19 protein-coding genes and 1 pseudogene are annotated in these 19,791 nt (G+C 67.2%); 14 read left to right on the top strand and 6 right to left on the bottom strand.

Annotated features, from left to right (window positions below; genetic code table 11):
* The first annotated feature begins 40 nt into the window (after nt 1-40).
* The gene (locus Q9235_RS17510) at nt 41-343 is read left to right on the top strand and encodes an alkylphosphonate utilization protein (protein ID WP_306223090.1); all 303 of its coding nucleotides are present in this window, start codon (nt 41-43) and stop codon (nt 341-343) included.
* A 15-nt stretch (nt 344-358) separates the two neighbouring features.
* On the opposite strand, the gene Q9235_RS17505 is transcribed toward Q9235_RS17510, so the two are convergent.
* The 3 genes from Q9235_RS17505 to Q9235_RS17495 all read right to left on the bottom strand — a co-directional run bounded on the left by Q9235_RS17505 (nt 359) and on the right by Q9235_RS17495 (nt 2,834).
* Complete coding sequence (locus Q9235_RS17505; RefSeq protein WP_306223089.1) at nt 359-763, bottom strand: AtzH-like domain-containing protein; 405 nt, start codon at nt 761-763, stop codon at nt 359-361.
* Nucleotides 760-1,935: an amidase gene (locus tag Q9235_RS17500; protein WP_306223088.1), complete on the bottom strand. Its 1,176-nt coding sequence runs from the start codon at nt 1,933-1,935 to the stop codon at nt 760-762. The genes Q9235_RS17505 and Q9235_RS17500 overlap by 4 nt, the downstream gene beginning before the upstream one ends.
* Nucleotides 1,936-2,273: 338 nt before the next feature.
* Nucleotides 2,274-2,834 (bottom strand): phosphatase domain-containing protein, encoded by a 561-nt coding sequence (locus tag Q9235_RS17495; protein WP_306223087.1) that lies wholly within the window; start codon nt 2,832-2,834, stop codon nt 2,274-2,276.
* 137 nt (nt 2,835-2,971) lie between these two features.
* Between Q9235_RS17495 and Q9235_RS17490 the strand changes: the two genes are divergently transcribed.
* The 3 genes from Q9235_RS17490 (at nt 2,972) to Q9235_RS17480 (ending at nt 6,077) form a co-directional block, all read left to right on the top strand.
* Nucleotides 2,972-4,216 carry an amino acid ABC transporter permease gene (locus Q9235_RS17490; RefSeq protein WP_306223086.1) on the top strand — a complete coding sequence of 415 codons (1,245 nt, stop codon included), beginning with the start codon at nt 2,972-2,974 and terminating at the stop codon, nt 4,214-4,216.
* 1 nt (nt 4,217) lies between these two features.
* The gene (locus tag Q9235_RS17485; RefSeq protein WP_306223085.1) at nt 4,218-5,315 is read left to right on the top strand and encodes an amino acid ABC transporter permease; all 1,098 of its coding nucleotides are present in this window, start codon (nt 4,218-4,220) and stop codon (nt 5,313-5,315) included.
* Between the two features lie 75 nt (nt 5,316-5,390).
* Entirely contained in the window at nt 5,391-6,077 is a 687-nt protein-coding gene (locus tag Q9235_RS17480; protein ID WP_306223084.1) for a GntR family transcriptional regulator, read from the top strand.
* Here Q9235_RS17480 and Q9235_RS17475 read toward each other — a convergent pair.
* Nucleotides 6,053-6,571, bottom strand: a complete 519-nt coding sequence (locus Q9235_RS17475) for a phosphatase domain-containing putative toxin (RefSeq protein ID WP_306223083.1) — start codon at nt 6,569-6,571, stop codon at nt 6,053-6,055. The two genes, Q9235_RS17480 and Q9235_RS17475, sit on opposite strands and share 25 nt — an antisense overlap.
* 175 nt (nt 6,572-6,746) lie before the next feature.
* Nucleotides 6,747-7,790: a transporter substrate-binding domain-containing protein gene (locus tag Q9235_RS17470; protein ID WP_306223082.1), complete on the bottom strand. Its 1,044-nt coding sequence runs from the start codon at nt 7,788-7,790 to the stop codon at nt 6,747-6,749.
* A gap of 253 nt (nt 7,791-8,043) precedes the next feature.
* Here Q9235_RS17470 and pip point away from each other — a divergent pair, with 253 nt between their 5' ends.
* The 10 genes and pseudogenes from pip (at nt 8,044) to Q9235_RS17425 (ending at nt 18,747) form a co-directional block, all read left to right on the top strand.
* On the top strand, nt 8,044-9,021 hold the full coding sequence (gene pip, locus Q9235_RS17465) for a prolyl aminopeptidase (protein ID WP_306223081.1): 978 nt from the start codon (nt 8,044-8,046) through the stop codon (nt 9,019-9,021).
* A gap of 10 nt (nt 9,022-9,031) precedes the next feature.
* Nucleotides 9,032-10,846, top strand: coding sequence for a S9 family peptidase (locus Q9235_RS17460; protein WP_306223080.1), 1,815 nt, complete (start codon nt 9,032-9,034; stop codon nt 10,844-10,846).
* 14 nt (nt 10,847-10,860) lie between these two features.
* Entirely contained in the window at nt 10,861-12,288 is a 1,428-nt protein-coding gene (locus Q9235_RS17455) for a M20 family metallopeptidase (RefSeq protein ID WP_306223079.1), read from the top strand.
* A gap of 89 nt (nt 12,289-12,377) precedes the next feature.
* Nucleotides 12,378-14,012, top strand: coding sequence for an ABC transporter substrate-binding protein (locus Q9235_RS17450; protein WP_306223078.1), 1,635 nt, complete (start codon nt 12,378-12,380; stop codon nt 14,010-14,012).
* 26 nt (nt 14,013-14,038) lie between these two features.
* On the top strand, nt 14,039-15,109 hold the full coding sequence (locus Q9235_RS17445) for an ABC transporter permease (protein WP_306223077.1): 1,071 nt from the start codon (nt 14,039-14,041) through the stop codon (nt 15,107-15,109).
* A gap of 9 nt (nt 15,110-15,118) precedes the next feature.
* Nucleotides 15,119-16,045: an ABC transporter permease gene (locus Q9235_RS17440; protein ID WP_306223076.1), complete on the top strand. Its 927-nt coding sequence runs from the start codon at nt 15,119-15,121 to the stop codon at nt 16,043-16,045.
* Nucleotides 16,046-16,115: 70 nt separating this feature from the next.
* Nucleotides 16,116-16,526 (top strand): annotated as a pseudogene (locus Q9235_RS26865) (ATP-binding cassette domain-containing protein); the annotation flags it as partial.
* A complete protein-coding gene (locus tag Q9235_RS26860; RefSeq protein ID WP_422678381.1) occupies nt 16,512-16,904 on the top strand; it encodes an ABC transporter ATP-binding protein in 393 nt (130 codons plus the stop codon). The pseudogene Q9235_RS26865 and the gene Q9235_RS26860, both read left to right, overlap by 15 nt.
* Nucleotides 16,901-17,695: an ABC transporter ATP-binding protein gene (locus tag Q9235_RS17430; protein WP_306223074.1), complete on the top strand. Its 795-nt coding sequence runs from the start codon at nt 16,901-16,903 to the stop codon at nt 17,693-17,695. The genes Q9235_RS26860 and Q9235_RS17430 overlap by 4 nt, the downstream gene beginning before the upstream one ends.
* Before the next feature lie 41 nt (nt 17,696-17,736).
* On the top strand, nt 17,737-18,747 hold the full coding sequence (locus Q9235_RS17425) for a serine hydrolase domain-containing protein (protein WP_306223073.1): 1,011 nt from the start codon (nt 17,737-17,739) through the stop codon (nt 18,745-18,747).
* 7 nt (nt 18,748-18,754) lie between these two features.
* On the opposite strand, the gene Q9235_RS17420 is transcribed toward Q9235_RS17425, so the two are convergent.
* A complete protein-coding gene (locus Q9235_RS17420; RefSeq protein ID WP_306223072.1) occupies nt 18,755-19,705 on the bottom strand; it encodes a LysR family transcriptional regulator in 951 nt (316 codons plus the stop codon).
* Nucleotides 19,706-19,791: the final 86 nt, after the last annotated feature.

Raw genomic sequence — 19,791 nt, 5'->3', positions numbered from 1 at the left:
CGGGCCGATGGCGAGCGCCCGGCCGCAAGACGGGAAAGACATGTCCGACGACGACTACATCTATGACGAAGCGACCGGTGAATGGCGCCCGGCCTCGGACGTGAAGCAGGCCGCCGCGGCAGCCGCCGCCCCGGTGGTGCGCGACGCCGCCGGCAATGTGCTCGCCGACGGCGATTCCGTCGTGCTGGTCAAGGACCTCAAGGTGAAGGGCGCCAACCAGACCCTGAAGCAGGGCACGGTGATCCGTTCGATCCGCCTCACGGAGAATGTCGAGGAGATCGACTGCCGCCATGACACGATCAAGGGGCTCGTGCTGCGGACGGAGTTCGTCCGCAAGCGCTGAGGTTTCGGGCCCTGCCTACCAGAGGCGCGGTCCCTCCATCGTCGAGACATGGGCTGAGACCACCTTCCAGCCCAGATCGGGAAAGCGCACCCAGCTCTGGCTCTGTCGGCCGATGACGTCGCGCCCGCGTACCTTGAACTCCAGGTTCACGGTGGCGATGTCGCGTCCCAGGGTCAGGATCTCCAGACGAATCCGCTTCTCCTTGATGCCCGGCCCCGGCGGGCGGGCGACGCGGTGGCCGTGGATCTCCTGGAAGCCATAGCCGTTCTCGTGCAGCGCGTAGCGGATCGTGTAGGGGCTGTTCCAGAAGGCGGCGTCCAGCACGTCGACATTCTTGTCGATCAGCGCCTGCTCGTAAGCCTCGAACCGGGCGCTGATCTCGGCCACCACGTCGGGGATGTTCGGGGTCAGGTCAGTCATGATGCGGCCTCCATGGCCTGTGCGACGGCGATCAGGCTGGCATCGGTGCCGCGCCCGCCGATGATGGACAAGCCGACGGGGGCGCCATCGACCAACGCTCCGGGCAGGTTGACCTGCGGATGGCCGGTGAGGCCACCCTGCGCGCAGAGGCTGGTGATGCGGTCGCGCATTGGCCTGAGAACCGGCATGGGCAATCCGCGCACGGGGGCTGGGAAGGGCGTCGTCGGCAGGCACAGGATGGTGCCGGGCGGCAGCAGATAGCGCAGCCTTGCGCGGGCTTCCTCGCGCATCAGCGCGGCCCAGTTCTGCTCGGATACCGGAACCTGCGAGCCGGCGATCAGTCCGGCCGCGACAGTGAAGGCCATGCGCGGATTGTCCCGCTCGATCCAGGGACGGAAGGTCTGCCAGGCCTCGACCGGCTGCAGGCTGCGCTGCGCCCGCGCCCAGACGGAGAGGCCCTGCGGCGCCATGATCTCGTCGCGCGGCGTCGCGCCCAGCACGCGGGCGAGCCGCTCGACCATCGGCTGCAGTGCGTCGGCGACCTCCGGATCGGCGAAGCCGAAGGCGTCGACCGCGACGATGAGCCTCGTCGGCAGCGGGCCGGGCGCCTCGCCGAGCAGTACCGTGCCGACGCGCGCGAAGGTCGCGGCGTCGCGGGTGAACCAGCCGGCCGTGTCCGAGCTCGGCGCCTGCGGCATCAGCCCGGTGAGGTCGAGCCGGCCATGGGTCGGGCGGATGCTGTAGAGCCCGCAGAAGCTGCCGGGCACGCGCATCGAGCCGCCGGTATCGGTGCCGAGCGCGGTGTCGCAGAGCCCGGCGGCGACGGCCGCGGCCGAGCCGGAGGAGGAGCCACCCGGCACGCGGTCGGGCGCAGCCGTGTTCAGCGGCGTGCCGTCGAAGGCATTCTCGCCGAGGATGCCGAGCGAGACCTCGTCGGTGATGGTCTTGCCGACAAGTTCGGCGCCGGCATCGAGCACGGTCTGCACCGCCCAGGCATGGTGCTCCGGGATGGGGTTGGTCCTGGCCCAGTCATGGTTGCCGCCGCCGGTCGGCGTGCCCGCGACGTCGAACAGGTCTTTCACCGCGAAGGTCAAGCCGTCGAGTGGGCCGCCTTGCCGGCCGGGAATGCGGATGCGCGGGCCGGGCACGAAGGCGTTGACGCGATCCTCCATCACGGCATCGGCGATCGTGTTTCGTCCGCGGCGGTCGGTTGGGTCGGCATCGGCACGGCTTTTTATCCTTTGTCGGATTCGGCTTAATCGTCGGGTGCAGCCTAAGCAGGTTTGCCGCCGCTGCAAACGCCGGCATGCCGGCTTGTCTTGCCGTCGATCATCGGGAACCTTTTGCGGGCTCAGCCATCCGATGCGGCGAGGAGGGGCCGATCATGCCATCGCCAGGAAGACCGGCCGGGTGACACTCCAGACGGCTGAAGCGATCGATTATTGCTGCCGCTTCCGCCGGAACATCAAGGGTCGCATCACCGTCTCGGCCGTGTCATAGCGATGCGGGTTCAGGGCGCGTTTCGGGCAATGGCAGTCCGGAGCGCGCCCTGTTGCTGCGTGATCAGGAATTTTTCCTGAGCCTCGGTCTCGACCGCGGCCGCATCATGCTCGCGACGGATGTGCGCGACCGCATCCGCCGCGCTCATCCCGCTCTCGACTAGCAAGAGAGCCGCGATGGTGCCGGTGCGGCCGAGGCCGGCGCGGCAATGGATCGCCCAGCTCTCGCCTTCGCGCAGGCGGCGCGCCAGATCGAGCCTGCGCCAGCCGGTCATGAAGACCGCATCCGGCACGCCGTAATCGGGGATCGGGAGATGGGTCCATTCCATCTTGACTGCACGGACGGCAGTGGCGAAGCCGTCGAGGCCACCCGGCAATTCCTTGGCTTCGACGAGGCTCAGCAGGCCGTTCGCGCCCATCTCCGTGAGTCGCGACAGGTCCTCCGTCAGCACCGCCTGCAATGAGGCCTCATCGAGCGCTTCCTTGCGCCGGCCGGGGCAGGGGCCGAGCAGAAGCGCGCCAGCGAAGCCGGGCAGGGCGAGGCGGGAAACGGAAGGCGGCGGGTTGTGCAAACAATTCTCCAGAGGGCGGATCGGCGGGGCAGTCTACCCGTCGCATCGTGTTCACGCGAAACGATATCCGCGTCGTACGGGCAGGTCAGAGGCTCGCTGATTGACATGATGATATAGCTGTGTACAGCTATATCATCATGCTGTCCACCCAAGATCCAGCCAGCACTGTCGGCACGGCGCCGGGCGGCCAGGCCTTTGCAGCTGGCAAGCTCAAGCCGCCGAGTCCGCCGCCTCCGAGTGCGCCTTTGCGCAAGCGTCTGGAAGGGTTGGTCTGGCCGCTCGTCGTCCTGCTCGGGCTTTTCGGTGCGGGCGTGCTGGGCGCACGGAACGTCTCGGCCAATCTGGCAGCGGCCGGGATGGAGATCGATTTCTCCTTCCTCTGGCAGCAGGCAGGCTTCGATGTCAGCGAGAGCCTGATCGGTTATTCGCCCCGCGATACCTATGCCTATGTGCTGCTTGTCGGCATCCTGAATACGCTTGCCGCCGCGTCGGTGACGCTGGTGCTGGCGAGCGCCATCGGCCTTGTCGTCGGCATCGCCATGACCAGTTCGAACTGGCTCGTGCGCAACCTTGCGCGGCTCTATGTCGAATTGCTGCGCAACCTGCCAAAGTTGCTCATCGTGATCGCGCTCTATGTCGCGCTGGTCCGCGGTCTGCCGCATATCAAGGCGGCCTGGACCGGCCCCTTCGGCGCGATGCTGAGCAATCGCGGGCTCGCCCTGCCAGCGCCGGTGATCGGGCATGGCGGGCTTGCGCTGGCGCTCGCAACCTGCCTCTGGCTCGCCGGCTGGGTGTTCTGGGCGCGCGCCGTCAACCGGCATCAGGACGCGACCGGGCAGCGCCGGGCTGTCGCCCTGCCGGTGCTGTTGGCGGGGTTCACGCTCTATGCCGGGCTCGCCCTGTCGGGGCTGGTGGAGATCGGCTGGTCGGTGCCGAAGCTCACCGGCTTCAATGTCAGCGGCGGCATCGGGTTGTCGCTGCAATTCGCCGCGCTCGTCCTGGCGCTCTCGGTCTATCATGGCGGGCAGATCGGCGCGATCGTCGAGGGCGGTATACTCGCGACCTCGCGCGGCCAGCACGAGGCGGCGCTGGCGCTGGGTCTGAGCCGGCTGCGCACGATGCGCCTGATCGTGCTGCCGCAGGCGCTGCGCATCATCACGCCGCCGCTCGGCAACCAGTATTCCAACCTGCTGAAGAACACCTCGATCGCGCTCGCGATCGGCTATTCCGACCTGCTCAGCGTGGTCAGCACTTCGGTGAACCAGACTTTCCGGCCCATCGAACTGATGACGCTGGTCGCGCTGTTCTTCCTGATCGCGAACCTCATGATCTCGGCCGGGGTCAACTGGTGCAACCATGTCTTCCGCATCAGGGGGCGTTGAGATGTCCGCGCTCGCCGAGACAGTCCCCGTCGCCGGACCGCCGCAGAGCCGTCGTCTCGTCATGGCCGTCCGCTGGCTGCGGTCGAACCTGTTTTCAAGCTGGTGGAATACGCTGCTTACCGGCCTCGTGCTGTACGGCGTCGTGGCTTTCGTCGCGAAGGCGCTGAGCTGGGGCGTGGTCGATGCCGTGCCCTTCTCCGGTAGCCGGACCGAATGCGCGGCGGCGAGCGGCGCCTGCTGGGCCTTCCTGCGCGAGAAGGTCCATCTCGTCCTGACCGGGACCTATCCCGAGCCCGAGCGCTGGCGCGCCTATCTCGCGAGTGCCGTGATGATCGCGGCGATCCTCGCTTTCGCCAAGGCGCCGATCGGCGTCGCTGGCCGGGCAGTGCTCGTCCTCGTGTCCGGCGCTTGCGCCTATCTGCTGCTGCGGGGCGGCGTCGTTGGCCTTCCGGTGGTGGAATCGCATCGCTGGAACGGCTTGCCGCTGATCCTGTTCCTCTCGGCTTTCAGCATGGCGGCGGCCTTTCCGCTTGGCGTCGTGCTCGCTTTGGCGCGCTGGTCGGGCCAGCGCGGGCTGTCGCTGTTCGCCGTCGGCTATATCGAGGCTGTCAGGGCGATCCCGATGGTCGCGGTGCTGTTTGCCGGCATCTTCATCCTGCCACTGCTTCTGTCGCGCGGCGCGGCGATCGAGCCGGTTGCGGCGATCCTGATCGTGCTGACCCTGTTCTATGCCGCCTATTTCGCCGAGGACGTACGGGCCGGCCTGCAATCCCTGCCGAAGGGCCAGACCGAGGCTGCGGCGAGCCTCGGCCTCTCGTCGGTGCAGCGCATCCGGCTGATCGTGCTGCCGCAGGCGTTGCGCACGGCGATCCCCGGCATCACCAATTCGATCATCGGCAGCTTCAAGGATACCTCGCTCGTCGCGATCGTCGGCATGCACGACCTGCTCTCGACGGCGCGCATGGCCTATGCCGATCCGCAATGGCAGGCCTATTCGCTGGAGGCGAACCTGGCGATCGGCCTGTTCTATTTCATCTGCTGCTGGCTGATCTCCGAGCGGGCGCGGCGCCTCGGCCATGGCGCCGTCACGGCGCACTAAAGCCGACTTTCGACAAAAGAAGTGGCCAGCCGCTCAAGCGATGCTCTAAGCACAAGGCGGGCAGGAAGAGAGACGATGACGGTCGATATCGCCGGTTCGGATACGCGCCAGCTTCGCCAGTTGGTCCGCTCGCGCAACGACGTGATCTTCGAGATCGTGCGCGACCGCATCTGCCTGCGCGAATACGACGAGGGCCACGTCATCCACGAGACGGCGCTGGCGACGGAGTTCCGCGTCAGCCGCACGCCGATCCGGCAGGTGCTGCAGCGGCTCGTCTACGAGCAGCTCGCCGAGACCCGCAATGGCGTCGGCACGATCGTTTCCTATGTCGGCCCGCAATCGGCCGACATGCTGCGCTTCCGCATCGGGCTGACGCGCCTGATCGCCGACCTGATCCCGCTGCAACTGCCCTCGACGCTCGGCTCCGACTATGCCCGCTTGCAGGCGCTGGCCGGGCTGCTCAAGCCGGATTCCTCATTGAAAGAGGCCTGGGATGTCTGGCGGACGCATCACGAGGTCCGCAACGCGCTGATCGGCGACGAGGCGCTTCGGCAGATGGACGACACCATCTTCTTCCGCACCGCCCGCACCTGGATCGGTTGGCTGAAACGGGAACCCGCGGCGATGCATGCGCTGCTGGTCGAGGAGATCGCGGCCGTTGCCGGCAAGGCGACTGCTCTGTCGGCGCCTGAGTTGTTCCGGCTGCATGCAGCCCATCTTGAGCGGATGCTAGCGCGCTACGGTGCGCAGGACAGCAAATAGGCGGCCTGCTCTTCGCTTTCGATAGCGCCGGGCCGAGCCGTCCGGACGGCCGTAATGGCATCCTCCGGCATCGAGCCGGTGGCGATCAGCAGCCGCGCCGCCATCATGCCCGAGCGGCCATAGCCTGCGAGGCAGCAGAAGGCGATCCGGCGTCCTTGCCTGAGGTCTCCGGCGAGGTGCTCGATCAGGGCCGGCCAGTCGAGCCGCTGGTCCGGCGCGGAGAAATCGGCGATCGGTGCGCGGAGCAAGGCGATCGATCGGGATTCGGCTGCGTTGGCCAGATCGTCGATTTCGTCCGGCTCGCATTCGTCATCGTCGAGCAGGATCACCAGCAGGCTGGTCTGCCGTGCGGCGAGGGCGTCGAGAACCTCGTGCTGCAGGGATCCATCGACATAGCGCTCGCCGCGCTTGGCGATCACGAGCCCCGGCAGCGGCAGCATGCCGACCGCCGCGGCAAGGCCCGGCGGTTCGACCCAGGCAATCCCTTCAGCCATGCGCCCCTCCGCCCGGCAGTCCCGCCATCGGGAGATGCGTGCTCATCGCGTTCATGAAGCGGATCGGGGCGGGGATTGTCCACTGCGGAAGGCCTGCCGTGTTGCGGTTTCCCGAAACGAAAGCCCTCCCGGATCGCTCCGGAAGGGCTCGGTTCAGGCATCCCGGTCGAGGGCTTCACCGAACCGGATAGGAGAGGATCAGGCCGCCGTCGCGGGCGAGGCGGTTTGGCGACTGGGCGCGGTCCATCGCCAGCGGGGAGGCCTTGCCGATATGCTTCTCGAAGACCTCGCCGTAATTGCCGACCTGCTTGATGATCTGGAAGGCCCAGTCCGGGCGCAGGCCCAGCTTCTTGGCCATGTCGGCGGTCGGGCCGTTCGGCGCGATCAGGCGCTGGGCGTCGACCGGCAGGTCCTTGAGCGCCGCGAGCTTGGCCTCGACATTCGCGGAGGTCAGGCCGAATTCTTCGGCGGCGACCATGATCTGCACGCCCCAGAACAGGGTCTTCTCCAGCTCGGTATCGGGGCGGGAGACGAGCGCCAGCGGCTCGGTCGCCGAGCGCTGCGGAACCAGCACGTAATCGTCCGGCTTCGGCGCCAGCAGGCGGTCGGCAGCCAGCGCCGAGACCGAACTCGCGACGGCGTCGCATTTGCCGGAAAAGAAGGCCTGGAGCCGGGCGGTCTTGTCGGCGATGTTCTCGACCTTGTAGGGCAGCTTCGCTTCGCCGAACCAGTCGGCGAGATAGAGCAGGGTGGTCGAGCCCTCCTCGGCGCAGACGGTCGCGCCCGACAAGTCGGCGAGTTTGGTCATGCCGAGGCTCTTGGGCACCATGAAGCCCTGGCCGTCATAGAAGGTGGTGGTGACGAAGGAGACGCCGGGATCGGCATCGCGCGTGCCGGTCGCGGTGATGCCGCGCGAGGCGATATGGGCGCTGCCGCTGATGATCGCCTTCAGGCTGTCGGAGAAACCGATGCCGCGCAGCTCGGCCTTGCCGGCGTCGCCGAAAATCGCGACCGCGGCCATGCGGCAGAACTCGACATTGAAGCCCTGGAAGCGCCCGGCGCTGTCGGGGACCGAGAAGCCCGGCGAGTTCGGGTTCACCAGGCAGATGATCTTGCCGTCTTCCTTGACCTTGTCGAGTACCGGGCCGGCTTGCGCCACTGGTGCGACCAGGCTGAGGGTTGCCGCGGCAAGGGCCGCACGAACGATGCTGAAAGCCATCCCGATCTTCTCCCGTTCTCGACTGTCGTCGAGCTATAGAGCTGTATACAGCAACTTAGCCATACGTCAAACGCGGGCGTTGCGACGGACACGGCATTTCAGGCAGGATCGGGATGGAGGCGTCGGAGTGCGCCATTCTATTCCGTATTGTCATAACAATGCGCCGCGAATGCATTAGCCAGTGGCGCTTCGGGCGTGCCATCCTGCCGGTCTCAAGGGAGCGTCATGACGCTCCGGTTCGGCGGAGCCCGGTGTGTCAGACGACCAGAACGCCCTCTACGAGGCAGTTGAACCCTACCAGTCCCTGCGCCTGCCGGTCGGCGACGGGCATGAGCTCCATATCGACCTGAGCGGCAATCCCGACGGCATTCCCGTCGTTTTCCTGCATGGCGGGCCGGGTGGCGGCACCAAGCCAGCCCAGCGCAAGACCTTCGACCCGTCCGCCTTCCGGATCGTGACCTTCGACCAGCGAGGGGCGGGGCGCTCCAGCCCTCTGGCCGAACTCGCGGGCAATACCACCCAGACGCTGATCGCCGATCTGGAGCGCATCCGCGAGCATCTCGGCATCGAGCGCTGGCTCGTCACCGGCGGTTCCTGGGGGAGCTGCCTCGGCCTCGCCTATGGGCAGGCCCCTCCCGAGCGCTGCCTCGGCTTCCGTCTGCACGGCATCTTCATGGCCGAGCGCGCCGAGATCGACTGGTGGTTCCACGGCTCGCGCACGATCTTCCCGGACCACTGGGAGACTTTTGCCGCTTTCGTGCCGGAGGCGGAGCGCGGCGACCTGCTCGGCGCCTATTACCGCCGCCTCACCGGCCCTGATCGCGAGCAGCAACTGGCGGCTGCCGTCGCCCTGCGCACCTTCTCGGGAAAGACGCAGACCTTCCTGCCCGATGCCGAGCATGTCGCGGCGCTGACCGAGCCGGATGCCGCGCTCGCGCTCGCCCGCATCTTCACGCATTACTGCGTCAACGGCGCCTTCCTCGACCCCGGCCAGTTGCTGCGCGACGTCTCGCGCATCCGGCATCTGCCGGCCGAGATCGTGCAGGGGCGCTACGACATCGTGACGCCGATGTGTACGGCCTGGAAGCTGAAGACCGCCTGGCCCGAGGCCCGCTTTACCATCGTGACCGAAGCCAATCACGCGGCGACGCCGAGCGCGCCTGCACTGTCTCACGCTTTGCGCGATGCGACCGACCGCCTGCGCGATTCGATGCTGGCCCTCGCGGCCTGAAGGAACGACCATGTACGAAGCTGCCAGCCAGATCCGCCTGGGCATCGAGCCCTATCTCGAAATCCGCAGCGCCAAGAGCCCGGCGGTGGCGCCGGATGGCGAGCTTCTCGCCTATCTCAGCGACGAGAGCGGCACGCACCAGATCTGGCTCCGGCCGCTTGCCGGCGGGGCGCCCTGGCGCCTGACCGACATGCCTGAGCCGGTGGGGTCGATCGCCTTCAACCCGAAGAGCCGCGACCTCCTGTTCACGATGGATTGCGGCGGCGACGAGCGCCACCAGCTCTGGCTCGTGCCGGGCGCCTCGGGCGTGCCGCAGCCGCTGACGGACGATCCGACCGTGGTCCATGTCTGGGGCTGCTGGGCGCCGGACGGGCAGCGCATCGCCTTCGCCTCTAACGCGCGCGACCGCGAGCATATGGACATCTATGTGATGGACATGGCGACGCGCGCGGCGCGGCGCGTCTTCGAGGGCAGCGGCTATCGCGAGGCGGTGGCCTTCTTCCCCGACGGACGCTCGCTGCTGGTCGCCGACGCGACCCATGCGATGAACGATCAGGACCTCTATCGGCTCGATCTCGAAAGCGGGGCGCGCGAGGCGCTGCTGCCGCATGAGGGCCGCGCCCGCTATGCCGCGAACCGGATGAAGAAGGACGGCAGCGGCTTCTTCTCGATCACCGACCAGGGCCGCGAGTTCCTCAGCGTGGCGTTCCGGTCGGCGGCTGACGGCACGCTGAGCTGGATCGTCGAACGCGACGGGCAGGATATCGAGGCGGTGGCGCTCGCGCCGGACCAGAACCGCCTGGCCTATGTCGCGAATGATCGCGGCTGGAATCGCATCTTCGTGCGCGAGATCGCCGGCGGGGCAGAGTTCGAGGTCGAGGGTTTTCCCGCCGGCTCGGTCGGCTCCGTCGCCTGGCTGCCGGATGGTTCGGGGCTCGTCTTCCCGCTCGACGGCTCGACTTCGTCGCCGGATATCTGGCGCTTCGACATCGCTACGAAGCAGGTCAAGCGCCTGACCGATGCCTCGAAGGCGGGGCTCGATCCCGCTGGATTCGTCGAGCCGACGGTCGCGAATACCAAGAGCTTCGACGGGCTCGAGGTGCCGTTCTTCGTCTATCGGCCGCGTGGCAAGGCGCCGGAAGGCGGCTATCCGGCAGTCGTCGTCGTACATGGCGGGCCTGAAGCGCAGTGGACCCCGATCTTCCGGGCCGATCTGCAGTTCTTCCTGAGCCAGGGCATCATGGTGATTGCGCCCAACGTGCGCGGCTCGACCGGCTATGGCCGCAGCTACCATCATCTCGACGACAAGCATCTGCGCATGGACAGCGTCGCCGATCTCAAGGCGGTCAGGCTGTGGCTGCGGGAGCAATCCGACGTGAACGATGACCGCGTCGCGGTCTACGGCCGTTCCTATGGCGGCTTCATGGTGCTGGCGGCGCTGACCGAGCAGCCGGATTTGTGGAAGGTCGGGATCGAGTTCTACGGCATCGCCAATTTCCTGACGCTGCTGGAGACGACCGGGCCGTGGCGGCGCTATCTGCGCGCGGTGGAATATGGCGATCCGGTTGCCGACCGCGAGAACCTGATCCGCTTCTCGCCGATCCACAAGCTCGACCAGATCCGCGTGCCGCTCTTCGTCGCGCAGGGCTTCGACGATCCGCGCGTGCCGCCGGGCGAGAGCGAGATGGTCTATTCGGTGCTGCGCGGCCTCGGCCGTCCGGTCGAATACGTGCGAATCCCGCATGAGGGCCATGGCTTCGCCCGGATCGAGAACCGGCGCACCGTCTTCGGCGGCGTGGCCCGTTTCCTGCGAGAGCATCTCTGAAAGAGGACCGACCCATGCAGAATTCCGAGATCATCTGGGAGCTGGTCGATGCGAAGCGGCAGCCTTTCGAGGCGCTGAGCGACCGCGTCTGGGGCATGCCCGAGATCGCCTATACCGAATATGGCTCGGTCGCCGAGCATATCGCCATGCTCAAGGAGCAGGGCTTCCGCATCACCGAGAACGTCGCTGGCATCCCGACCGCGGTGATGGGCGAGGCGGGCGAGGGCGGCCCGGTCATCGCGATCCTCGGCGAGTACGACGCGCTGCCGGGCCTGAGCCAGGAGGCGAATATCGCCGAGCCGAAGCCGGTCGAGGCCGGCGGCCACGGCCATGGCTGTGGCCACAACATGCTGGGCTCGGCCGCGCTGCTGGCGGCGACCGCGGTGAAGGACTGGCTCGCCAAAACCGGCCGGCCGGGGCGCGTGCGCTATTTCGGCTGCCCCGCGGAAGAGGGCGGCGCCGCCAAGGCCTTCATGGTCCGCGCAGGCGCGTTCGACGATGTCGATGTCGCGATCTCCTGGCATCCGGCCTCGATGACCAAGGTCGACGATGCGCTCTCGCTCGCCAATACCCGGATGGATTTCCAGTTCACAGGTCGCGCCTCGCATGCGGCCGCCGCGCCCCATCTCGGCCGCTCGGCGCTCGATGCGGTGGAGTTGATGAATGTCGGCGTCAACTACATGCGCGAGCATGCGCCGTCCGACGCTCGCATCCACTATGCCTATCTCGATGCCGGCGGCATCGCGCCGAACGTCGTGCAGGCCTCGGCCAAGGTGCGCTACGCCATCCGGGCGCGCGACCTCGCCGGTATGCTGGAGCTCAACGAGCGCGTGAAGAAGATCGCCGAGGGCGCCGCTTTGATGACCGAGACCACGGTCTCGATCTCGATCATGAGCGCGGTCTCCAACATGCTCGGCAACACGCCGCTAGAAGACGCGATGTTCAAGAACATCGACCGGCTCGGCCCCGTACCCTTCGACGCAGCCGACAAGGCCTATGCGGCCAAGATCCAGGCTACGCTCGGCCCGGCCGATATCCTCAACGACTATCGCCGCACCGGCATCCCCCCGCGCGAGGACACGCCGCTCTGCGATTTCGTCGTGCCGCAAGGCACGCGCGGCGTGCCGATGATCGGCTCGACCGATGTCGCCGACGTGAGCTGGAAGGTGCCGACCATCCAGGCCAGGGTCGCGACCCATGCGATCGGCACACCCGGCCATTCCTGGCAGATAACGGCGCAGGGCAAGGCGCCGGCCGCGCACAAGGGCATGGTCCATGCCGCCAAGATCATGGCGGCGACGGCTGTCGACGTGATCAGCGACGAGACGCTGCTGGCGCGGGCCAAGAAGGACCATCAGGAGCGGGTGACGCAGACGCCCTATGTCTGCCCGATCCCGGCCGAGGTGAAGCCGCCGATCAAGCCGCGGCCCCAGGCCGCCTGAACCGGGTACACGGGAGCAGCATGAACGGTTGCTCCAGCCGGCCGATACGTTTTCAATCAAACAACAAACCAAAGAGCGGGACAGAGATCATGGCCAACCAGAATCACGAGACCGGAACCAAGCGACGCCTCGCCGGGAGCAGGCTTCTCTCGGCGGCTGCAGCCGCCGCCCTCTGCGCGGGTGCGGGCGCCGCCATCGCGGCGACGCCGAAGAACGCGCTGGTGATGGCCTGGAACATCGACGCGATCAGCACCTTCGATCCCGCCCAGGTCGGCGAGGTCGTCACCAACGAGGTCCTGCAGAACACCTGCGACACGCTGGTCGATTTCGATCCGGCCGACGAGCGCAAGGTCGTGCCGAGCTTCGCCTCGCGCTGGGACGTCTCGCCGGACCGCAAGGAGATCACCTTCCACCTGCAGAAGGGCGCGAAGTTCCCGTCCGGAAACCCGGTCACGGCCGAGGACGTCGCCTGGTCGATGCACCGCGTCGTCAAGCTGAACTTCGGCAATGCCGCGACGTTGACCGAGTACGGCTTCACCAAGGACAATGTCGAGCAGACCATCGTCGCGGGTAACGACACGGTCACGCTCAAGCTCGACAAGCCCTATCCGACGACGCTGGTTCTGCAGGCGATCGGCGCCAACCGGGTGTCCATGATCATGGACAAGAAGACCCTGATGGCGAACGAGCAGGGCAGCGATCTCGGCAACAAGTATCTCGCGACCCGCACGGCCTGCGTCGGCCCCTACAAGCTGACGCGCTGGAATGCCGGCGAGTCGATCGTGCTGGAGGCGAACGAGAACTACTGGGGCAAGGCGCCGGCCCTGAAGCGCGTGCTGATCCGCCATGTCGCCGAGCCCGGCACCCAGCGCCTGCTGCTCAGCCAGGGCGATGTCGACGTAGCGCGCGACCTGACCCCCGAGGATCTGCGGGACCTCGAAGGATCGAAGGATATCGCGATCGAGAAGGTGCTGCGGCCGCAGTTGTTCTACTGGGGCTTCAACGTCGCGGACGGTCCGTTCTCCAAGGAGAAGGTGCGCCTCGCGATGCGCTACCTGATCGATTATGAGGGCCTCGGCAAGACGGTCATGACCCATCTCGGCGTGCCGCGCGCCAGCTTCGCCCAGCTCGGCGCCGTCGGCGCGCTGGACGAGAAGGAAGGGCAGCCCTTCAAGCTCGATCTCGACAAGGCCAAGCAGCTCCTGACCGAAGCCGGCTATGCCAACGGCTTCGAGGCGAGCGTGCTGTTCGGCACGCTGCCGCATGCCAACCCGATCGCCCAGAGCGTGCAGCAGAACGCCGCCAAGATCGGGGTCAAGCTCTCGCTGGAGCGGATGGCGAATGCCCAGCTCTTCAGCAAGGTGCGCGGGCGTGAATACCAGTCGGCGATGCTCGCCTGGCAGACCGGCGTGCCGGATGCTCATGGCAATGCGTCCCGCCTCGTCTTCAACCCCGACAACCGGCTGGAAGCCAAGCAGACCCAGTATCCGAGCTGGCGCTCGGCCTATCAGGACCTCGAGCTGAACAAACAGATCGACGCGGCCCTGCTGGAGCCCGACACGGCCAAGCGCGACGCGCTTTACGCCACGATCCAGAAGGAGGTGATGGCCAAGGGACCGATGGCCTTCATGTTCCAGATGAACAGCGTCGCCGGCGTGCGCAAGGACCTGAAGTCGTGGACCTGGAACGGCTTCCGCACCTATTACGAGCGCGCTGCCAAGTAAGGCCATCTGCAAGCAAGGCCATCGCCATGTCCCGGACCGCCACCGCGGCACCCGGCCTGAGCTCCGATCCAGGACGGACCATCCTTCCGTCCTGGCTCAAGGCTTCCGGCCGAACGCTCGTCTCCTTCGCCGTCACCCTGCTCGGGCTGGCGGCGTTGACCTTCTTCATCGGCCGCCTGCTGCCGCTCGATCCCGTCGTCGCCGTGCTCGGCGACAACGTGACCCAGGAAGCCTATCAGGCGATGTACAAGCAGCTCGGTCTCGACCAGCCGCTCTACATCCAGTTCGGCCGCTATCTCTGGGGCGTGCTGCAGCTCGATTTCGGGATGGCGCTGACCACCGGCAAGCCGGTGATGGCCGATATCGCCCGCGTCTTCCCGGCGACGATCGAACTCGCCAGCGTGGCGATCGTGATCGGCACCAGCTTCGGCATTCCGCTCGGCGTGCTCTCGGCGATGTATCGCGGCTCCTGGCTCGACCAGATCGTCCGGGTCGTCGGCCTGATCGGCTATTCCGCACCGAATTTCTGGCTCGGCCTGATGGGGCTCGTGCTGTTCTACGCGACGCTGGGCTGGGTCGGCGGGCCGGGCCGCATCGACTTCACCTATGAGTTCGACCTCGAACCCGTCACCGGCTTCCTGCTGATCGACAGCCTGCTCGCCGGCAACTGGGACATGTTCGTCAACGCCGTGTCGCACATCATCCTGCCGGCCTCGATCCTGGCCTTCAGCTCGCTCGCCTATATCAGCCGCATGACCCGCAGCTTCATGATGGAGCAGCTCGGCCAGGAATACGTGGTGACGGCGCGGGTGAAGGGCCTGTCCTGGGCGCGCACGGTCTGGGGCCATGCCTTTCGCAACATCGCCGTGCAGGTGGTGACCGTGGTCGCGCTCTCCTACGCCTTCCTGCTCGAAGGCGCGGTGCTGACCGAGACGGTCTTCGCCTGGCCCGGCTTCGGCCGCTACCTGACCAATGCGCTGCTCGCCGGCGACATGAATGCCGTCGTCGGCTGCACGCTGCTCGTCGGCGTCATCTTCGTCACGCTCAACCTGTTGTGCGACCTGCTCTACCGGGTCTTCGACCCACGGACCCGCTGAGACATGGCCATGGCACCCCAACCCATCGACCAGGCCAACGGGCGAGGCCTCAAGGCCTGGCTCGCGGCGCCCGTCCCGTCCTCGCCCTTCCAGGCGCGGATGCAGCAACTCTCGCTGAAATGGTGGCGGCTCAGGGCCAACCCCGCCGCCATGTTCGGCCTCGCCGTCATCGTGCTGATCGTGCTGGTGGCGCTGTTCGCGCCGCTGGTCGCGACGCATGACATCTACGCACAGGACCTGACGAAGCGCCTGCAAAGGCCCTCCGGCGCGCATTGGTTCGGCACCGACGAACTCGGCCGCGACATCTTCAGCCGGCTGGTCTTCGGCGCGCGGATCACGCTCTACATCGCCATGCTGACGGCGGTGATCGCGGCGCCGCTCGGACTGATCGTCGGCACCACCTCCGGCTATCTCGGCGGCTGGGTCGATACCGTGCTGATGCGCATCGTCGACATCTTCCTGGCTTTCCCGAGCCTCGTGCTGGCGCTCGCCTTCGTCGCGGCGCTGGGGCCCAGCATCGACCATGCGATCATCGCGATCGCGCTCGCCGCCTGGCCGCCGATCGCGCGCCTGGCGCGAGCCGAGACGCTGTCGATCCGCAAGTCCGACTATATCGCGGCGGTCCGCCTGCAGGGCGCGTCGCCGCTTAGGATCATCCTCGGCCATGTCGTGCCGATGTGCATCCCCTCCGTCGTGGTGCGTATCACGCTCAGCATGGCGTCGATCATCCTGACGGCGGCCGGTCTCGGCTTCCTCGGCCTGGGCGCGCAGCCGCCGAGCCCGGAATGGGGCGCGATGCTGGCCTCGGGCCGCGAGTTCATCCTGACCAATGGCTGGATCGCCGGCATTCCCGGCCTCGCCATCCTGATCACCAGCCTGGCCTTCAACCTGTTCGGCGACGGCCTGCGCGATATCCTGGATCCGCGTCATGGATAAGCCGCTGCTGGAGGTCGAGGACCTCTCCGTCACCTTCAAGGGCGCGCATCGCTCGGTTCAGGCGGTGCGCGGCATCTCCTTCAGCGTCGGCCGCGAGAAGGTCGGCATCGTCGGCGAATCCGGCTCCGGCAAGTCGCTGACCGGGCGCACGATCCTGAAGCTGACGCCGAAGGCGGCGACGATCGCCGCCAGGAAGCTCTCCTTCGACGGGATCGACCTGCTCGCCGCCAGCGAGCGCCAGATGCGCAGCATCCGCGGCAACCGCATCTCGATGATCCTGCAGGACCCGAAATTCTCGCTCAATCCGCTGATGCGGGTCGGCGAGCAGATCACCGAGGCCTACCGGCTGCACCACAAGGTCGGCGGCAAGGAGGCGGAAGCCAAAGCGCTCGCCATGCTGGAGGCCGTGAAGATCCGCGACCCCGCGCGCGTCTTCAAGCTCTTCCCGCACGAGGTCTCGGGCGGCATGGGCCAGCGCATCATGATCGCGATGATGCTGATCCCGGAGCCGGACCTGATCATAGCGGACGAGCCGACCTCGGCGCTCGACGTCACGATCCGGCGGCAGGTGCTGAGCATCCTCGACGAACTGGTGACGCGGCGCGGCGCCGGGCTGATCTTCATCAGCCACGATCTCAATCTCGTGGCGGATTTCTGCGACCGCGTGCTTGTGATGTATGCCGGCCGCATCATGGAGGACATCCCGGCGCGCGAACTGCGCAATGCGCGCCATCCCTACACGCGCGCGCTGCTCGACAGCCTGCCGCGTCTCGACCGGCAGGCCGACATGCTGCAGGTGCCGAGCCGCGATCCGGCCTGGCTGGACGGGCCGACCCTGCAGAGCGGGAGCCGGGCATGAGTGCTGTCGACACGACACCGGCGGCGAACCGCCCGGCCGCGCTGACGGTCAGCCATCTCTCGGTCATTTTCGGCCGGGGCGCCTCGGCCCTGAAGGCCGTAGACGACGTCTCGTTCACGCTTGGGCATGGCGAGGCCTTCGGGCTGATCGGCGAATCCGGCTGCGGCAAGTCGACGGTGCTGCGCGCGCTTGCCGGCCTCAACAGCGAGTATGGCGGTTCGATCGCTTTCCATGACCGCGAGGTGCCGCACAAGCGCGACAAGGCCTTCTTCCGGCGCGTACAGATGGTGTTCCAGGACCCCTATGCCTCGCTGCATCCGCGCAAGATGGTGCAGAATGTGCTGGCCGAGCCGCTGAAGATCCACGGCTTCGACCGGCCGCAGGAGCGCATCGACGAGATCCTGACCGCCGTCGGCCTCGGGCCGTCCTTCCGCTACCGCTTCCCGCACGAGCTTTCGGGCGGGCAGCGCCAGCGCGTCGCGATCGCGCGTGCGCTCATCATCGAGCCGGAACTGCTGCTGCTGGACGAGCCGACCTCGGCGCTCGACGTCTCCGTGCAGGCGGAAATCCTCAATCTGCTGAAGCAGCTCAGGCGCGACCGCGACCTCACCTATCTCATGGTCAGCCATGATCTCGCGGTGGTGACGCATCTCTGCGAGCGCGTCGCGATGATGAGCGAGGGCCGCATCCTCGAGGAGATGAGCGCGGCGGATGTTCGGGCCGGACGGGCGCATGAGCCCTATACGCGCGAGTTCCTCGAAGCGAGCGTCGGCTATCGCCCGATCGCGTAGGCGGACGGGCTGCGGAGGATCATGGGATGGATGAGGCGGGAATGATGGGTAAAGCCCGGGGTGCGGAGCATTGGCCGGCGAAGGACTGGGAGAGCGTCGCGCCGGAGACGGCCGGCTGGTCGCGCGAGGGGCTCGACCGGGCCTGGCGCTATGCCGACACCATTTCGACGGCGACGCTGATGATCGTGCAGGGCGGGCGCGTGGTGGTGAGCCGCGGCGACCTCGCCCATCGCTACCAGTGCCATTCCGTCCGCAAGAGCTTCCTCAGCGCCCTGATCGGCATCCATGAGGAGGCCGGCCGGATCGACATGTCGCGGACGCTCGCCGATCTCGGCATCGACGACAAGGAAGGACTGAGCGAGCAGGAGAAGGCCGCGACGATCTACGATCTGCTGACGGCGCGCTCCGGCATCTTCCACCCGGCCGGCTACGAATCCCCCTGGATGAAGTCGATCAAGCCGCCGCGCCATTCGCAGCCGCCGGGCGCCTTCTGGTTGTATAACAACTGGGACTTCAATGCGCTGGGCACGATCTTCACCGCGCTGACCGGCGCCGGCATCCACGACGATTTCCTGGCGCGGATCGGCCGCCCGCTCGGCATGGAGGATTTCCGCCTCGACGGCGAGCGCCGCGACGGCTGGCTGGAGCCGGACGATTGCTCCGTTCATCCGGCCTATCCGTTCCGGATGTCGACGCGCGACCTCGCCCGCTTCGGCCTGATGTTCCTGCGCCAGGGCCGCTGGCAGGATGAGCAGGTCATCCCGGCCAACTGGGTCGCCACCAGCGTTTTGCCGCTCTCCGATGCCGGGCCGCGCGGCGGCTATGGTTACATGTGGTGGACGGAGCGTTCGGGTGCGGGCTTCCCCGGCGTCGTGCTGCCGGCCGGCAGCTATAGCGCGCAGGGCGTCGGCGGGCAGTATTGCCTGGTCATCCCGTCGCTCGACCTCGTGATCGTCCACCGCGTCAACACCGACATCAAGGGCACGGAGGTCAGCCGCTTCGCCTTCGGCCGCCTGCTGCGCCTGATCCTCGAAGCCCGCCAGCCCGGGTGAGAGCAGATCACGCTATCGCCGACACGGGCGCGCGGGCAGGGCTTTCCGGCCTGGTCGCCCGGCTGCTCTCGCTGACGGCCGCCCAGAATTGCTCGACGGGGAGGCGGCCCTGCTGCCTGGCCCGATAGAGCCGGATTTCGGCGGAGACGTACCAGGAGGTATCGGCGGCCGGCACGAGCTGGCCGCTGCGCAATTCCTCGATCACCAGGCTCTCCGGCACCCAGGCGACGCCGCGTCCGGCCAGGACCATGGCCTTGAGACCGACCGACATCGGGTTCTCGTAGACGGTCACAAGGGGTGTCGGCCGCTCGGCGAAGAGCAGGGCGAGCCGCCGCGCGAAGAAGGTCGAGCTGCCATAGCTCAACAGCCGCACCGGCGCGTCGCCGCAGCGGAAGGCATGGACGGGTTCGCCATTGCCGTCGGCGATCGAGACGGGGATCGCCCGCTCGCTGCCGAGGCGGCGATAGATGAAAAGCTCGGGATCGAGCTCCGGCATTACGGAGTCGTGCGCATAGGTCAGCAGGAAATCGCAGTCGCCCCGATTGAGCAATGCGACATTGCCGTCGAAGGAGGAGCGCTGGTCGCAGAATCGCGTCTTCAGGGGGCCGAGCGTCTCTTCCATGCGGCGGATGAGGCCGGGGAAATACGTCAGCGACAGGGTGTTCAGCGTGGAGAAGATGAGCGTTTCCGCGGCATCCTCGTGCTGTTGACGCAATTCCTGCCGCGCGACCTGAATTTGCCTCAGGATTTCCTGCGCCCGCGGCAGGAAGGTCCGGCCCGCCTCGGTGAGGCGGATCGGATAGCTGCTGCGATCGAAGAGCGGCGAGCCGAGCCAATCCTCGAGTTGCTTGACCCGGCGGCTCAGAGCCGATTGCGTGATGTTGCGCTCACGGGCGGCGCGCGAGAAGCTGAGCGTGGTCGACAGGCTCAGCATGTCCTCCAGCCATTTCAGCTCCATCGCTGCTCCTCCGCGCCCATGGCAGGATGGCATGGCGGCTCCGGCCGCGCCAGAAGCGGGCCGGGACATGAGGACGCAGTGGCAGC

Origin of the sequence: Bosea beijingensis (assembly GCF_030758975.1) — a bacterium.
Lineage (GTDB): Bacteria > Pseudomonadota > Alphaproteobacteria > Rhizobiales > Beijerinckiaceae > Allobosea > Allobosea beijingensis.
The sequence above is the reverse complement of the archived record's forward strand: the minus strand, read 5'-3'. Positions and strand labels throughout refer to the sequence as shown.

Excerpts from the sequence above, each read along its gene's own strand:
- Q9235_RS17425 (WP_306223073.1), top strand. The coding sequence starts at position 17,737 with ATGATGGGTAAAGCCCGGGGTGCGGAGCATTGGCCGGCGAAGGACTGG.
- Q9235_RS17480 (WP_306223084.1), top strand. The coding sequence starts at position 5,391 with ATGACGGTCGATATCGCCGGTTCGGATACGCGCCAGCTTCGCCAGTTG.
- Q9235_RS17430 (WP_306223074.1), top strand. The coding sequence starts at position 16,901 with ATGAGTGCTGTCGACACGACACCGGCGGCGAACCGCCCGGCCGCGCTG.
- Q9235_RS17490 (WP_306223086.1), top strand. The coding sequence starts at position 2,972 with ATGCTGTCCACCCAAGATCCAGCCAGCACTGTCGGCACGGCGCCGGGC.
- Q9235_RS17440 (WP_306223076.1), top strand. The coding sequence starts at position 15,119 with ATGGCACCCCAACCCATCGACCAGGCCAACGGGCGAGGCCTCAAGGCC.
- Q9235_RS17445 (WP_306223077.1), top strand. The coding sequence starts at position 14,039 with ATGTCCCGGACCGCCACCGCGGCACCCGGCCTGAGCTCCGATCCAGGA.
- Q9235_RS26860 (WP_422678381.1), top strand. The coding sequence starts at position 16,512 with ATGGGCCAGCGCATCATGATCGCGATGATGCTGATCCCGGAGCCGGAC.
- Q9235_RS17450 (WP_306223078.1), top strand. The coding sequence starts at position 12,378 with ATGGCCAACCAGAATCACGAGACCGGAACCAAGCGACGCCTCGCCGGG.
- Q9235_RS17460 (WP_306223080.1), top strand. The coding sequence starts at position 9,032 with ATGTACGAAGCTGCCAGCCAGATCCGCCTGGGCATCGAGCCCTATCTC.
- Q9235_RS17455 (WP_306223079.1), top strand. The coding sequence starts at position 10,861 with ATGCAGAATTCCGAGATCATCTGGGAGCTGGTCGATGCGAAGCGGCAG.
- Q9235_RS17485 (WP_306223085.1), top strand. The coding sequence starts at position 4,218 with ATGTCCGCGCTCGCCGAGACAGTCCCCGTCGCCGGACCGCCGCAGAGC.
- Q9235_RS17500 (WP_306223088.1), bottom strand. The coding sequence starts at position 1,935 with ATGGAGGATCGCGTCAACGCCTTCGTGCCCGGCCCGCGCATCCGCATT.
- Q9235_RS17470 (WP_306223082.1), bottom strand. The coding sequence starts at position 7,790 with ATGGCTTTCAGCATCGTTCGTGCGGCCCTTGCCGCGGCAACCCTCAGC.
- Q9235_RS17420 (WP_306223072.1), bottom strand. The coding sequence starts at position 19,705 with ATGGAGCTGAAATGGCTGGAGGACATGCTGAGCCTGTCGACCACGCTC.
- Q9235_RS17475 (WP_306223083.1), bottom strand. The coding sequence starts at position 6,571 with ATGGCTGAAGGGATTGCCTGGGTCGAACCGCCGGGCCTTGCCGCGGCG.
- Q9235_RS17505 (WP_306223089.1), bottom strand. The coding sequence starts at position 763 with ATGACTGACCTGACCCCGAACATCCCCGACGTGGTGGCCGAGATCAGC.
- Q9235_RS17510 (WP_306223090.1), top strand. The coding sequence starts at position 41 with ATGTCCGACGACGACTACATCTATGACGAAGCGACCGGTGAATGGCGC.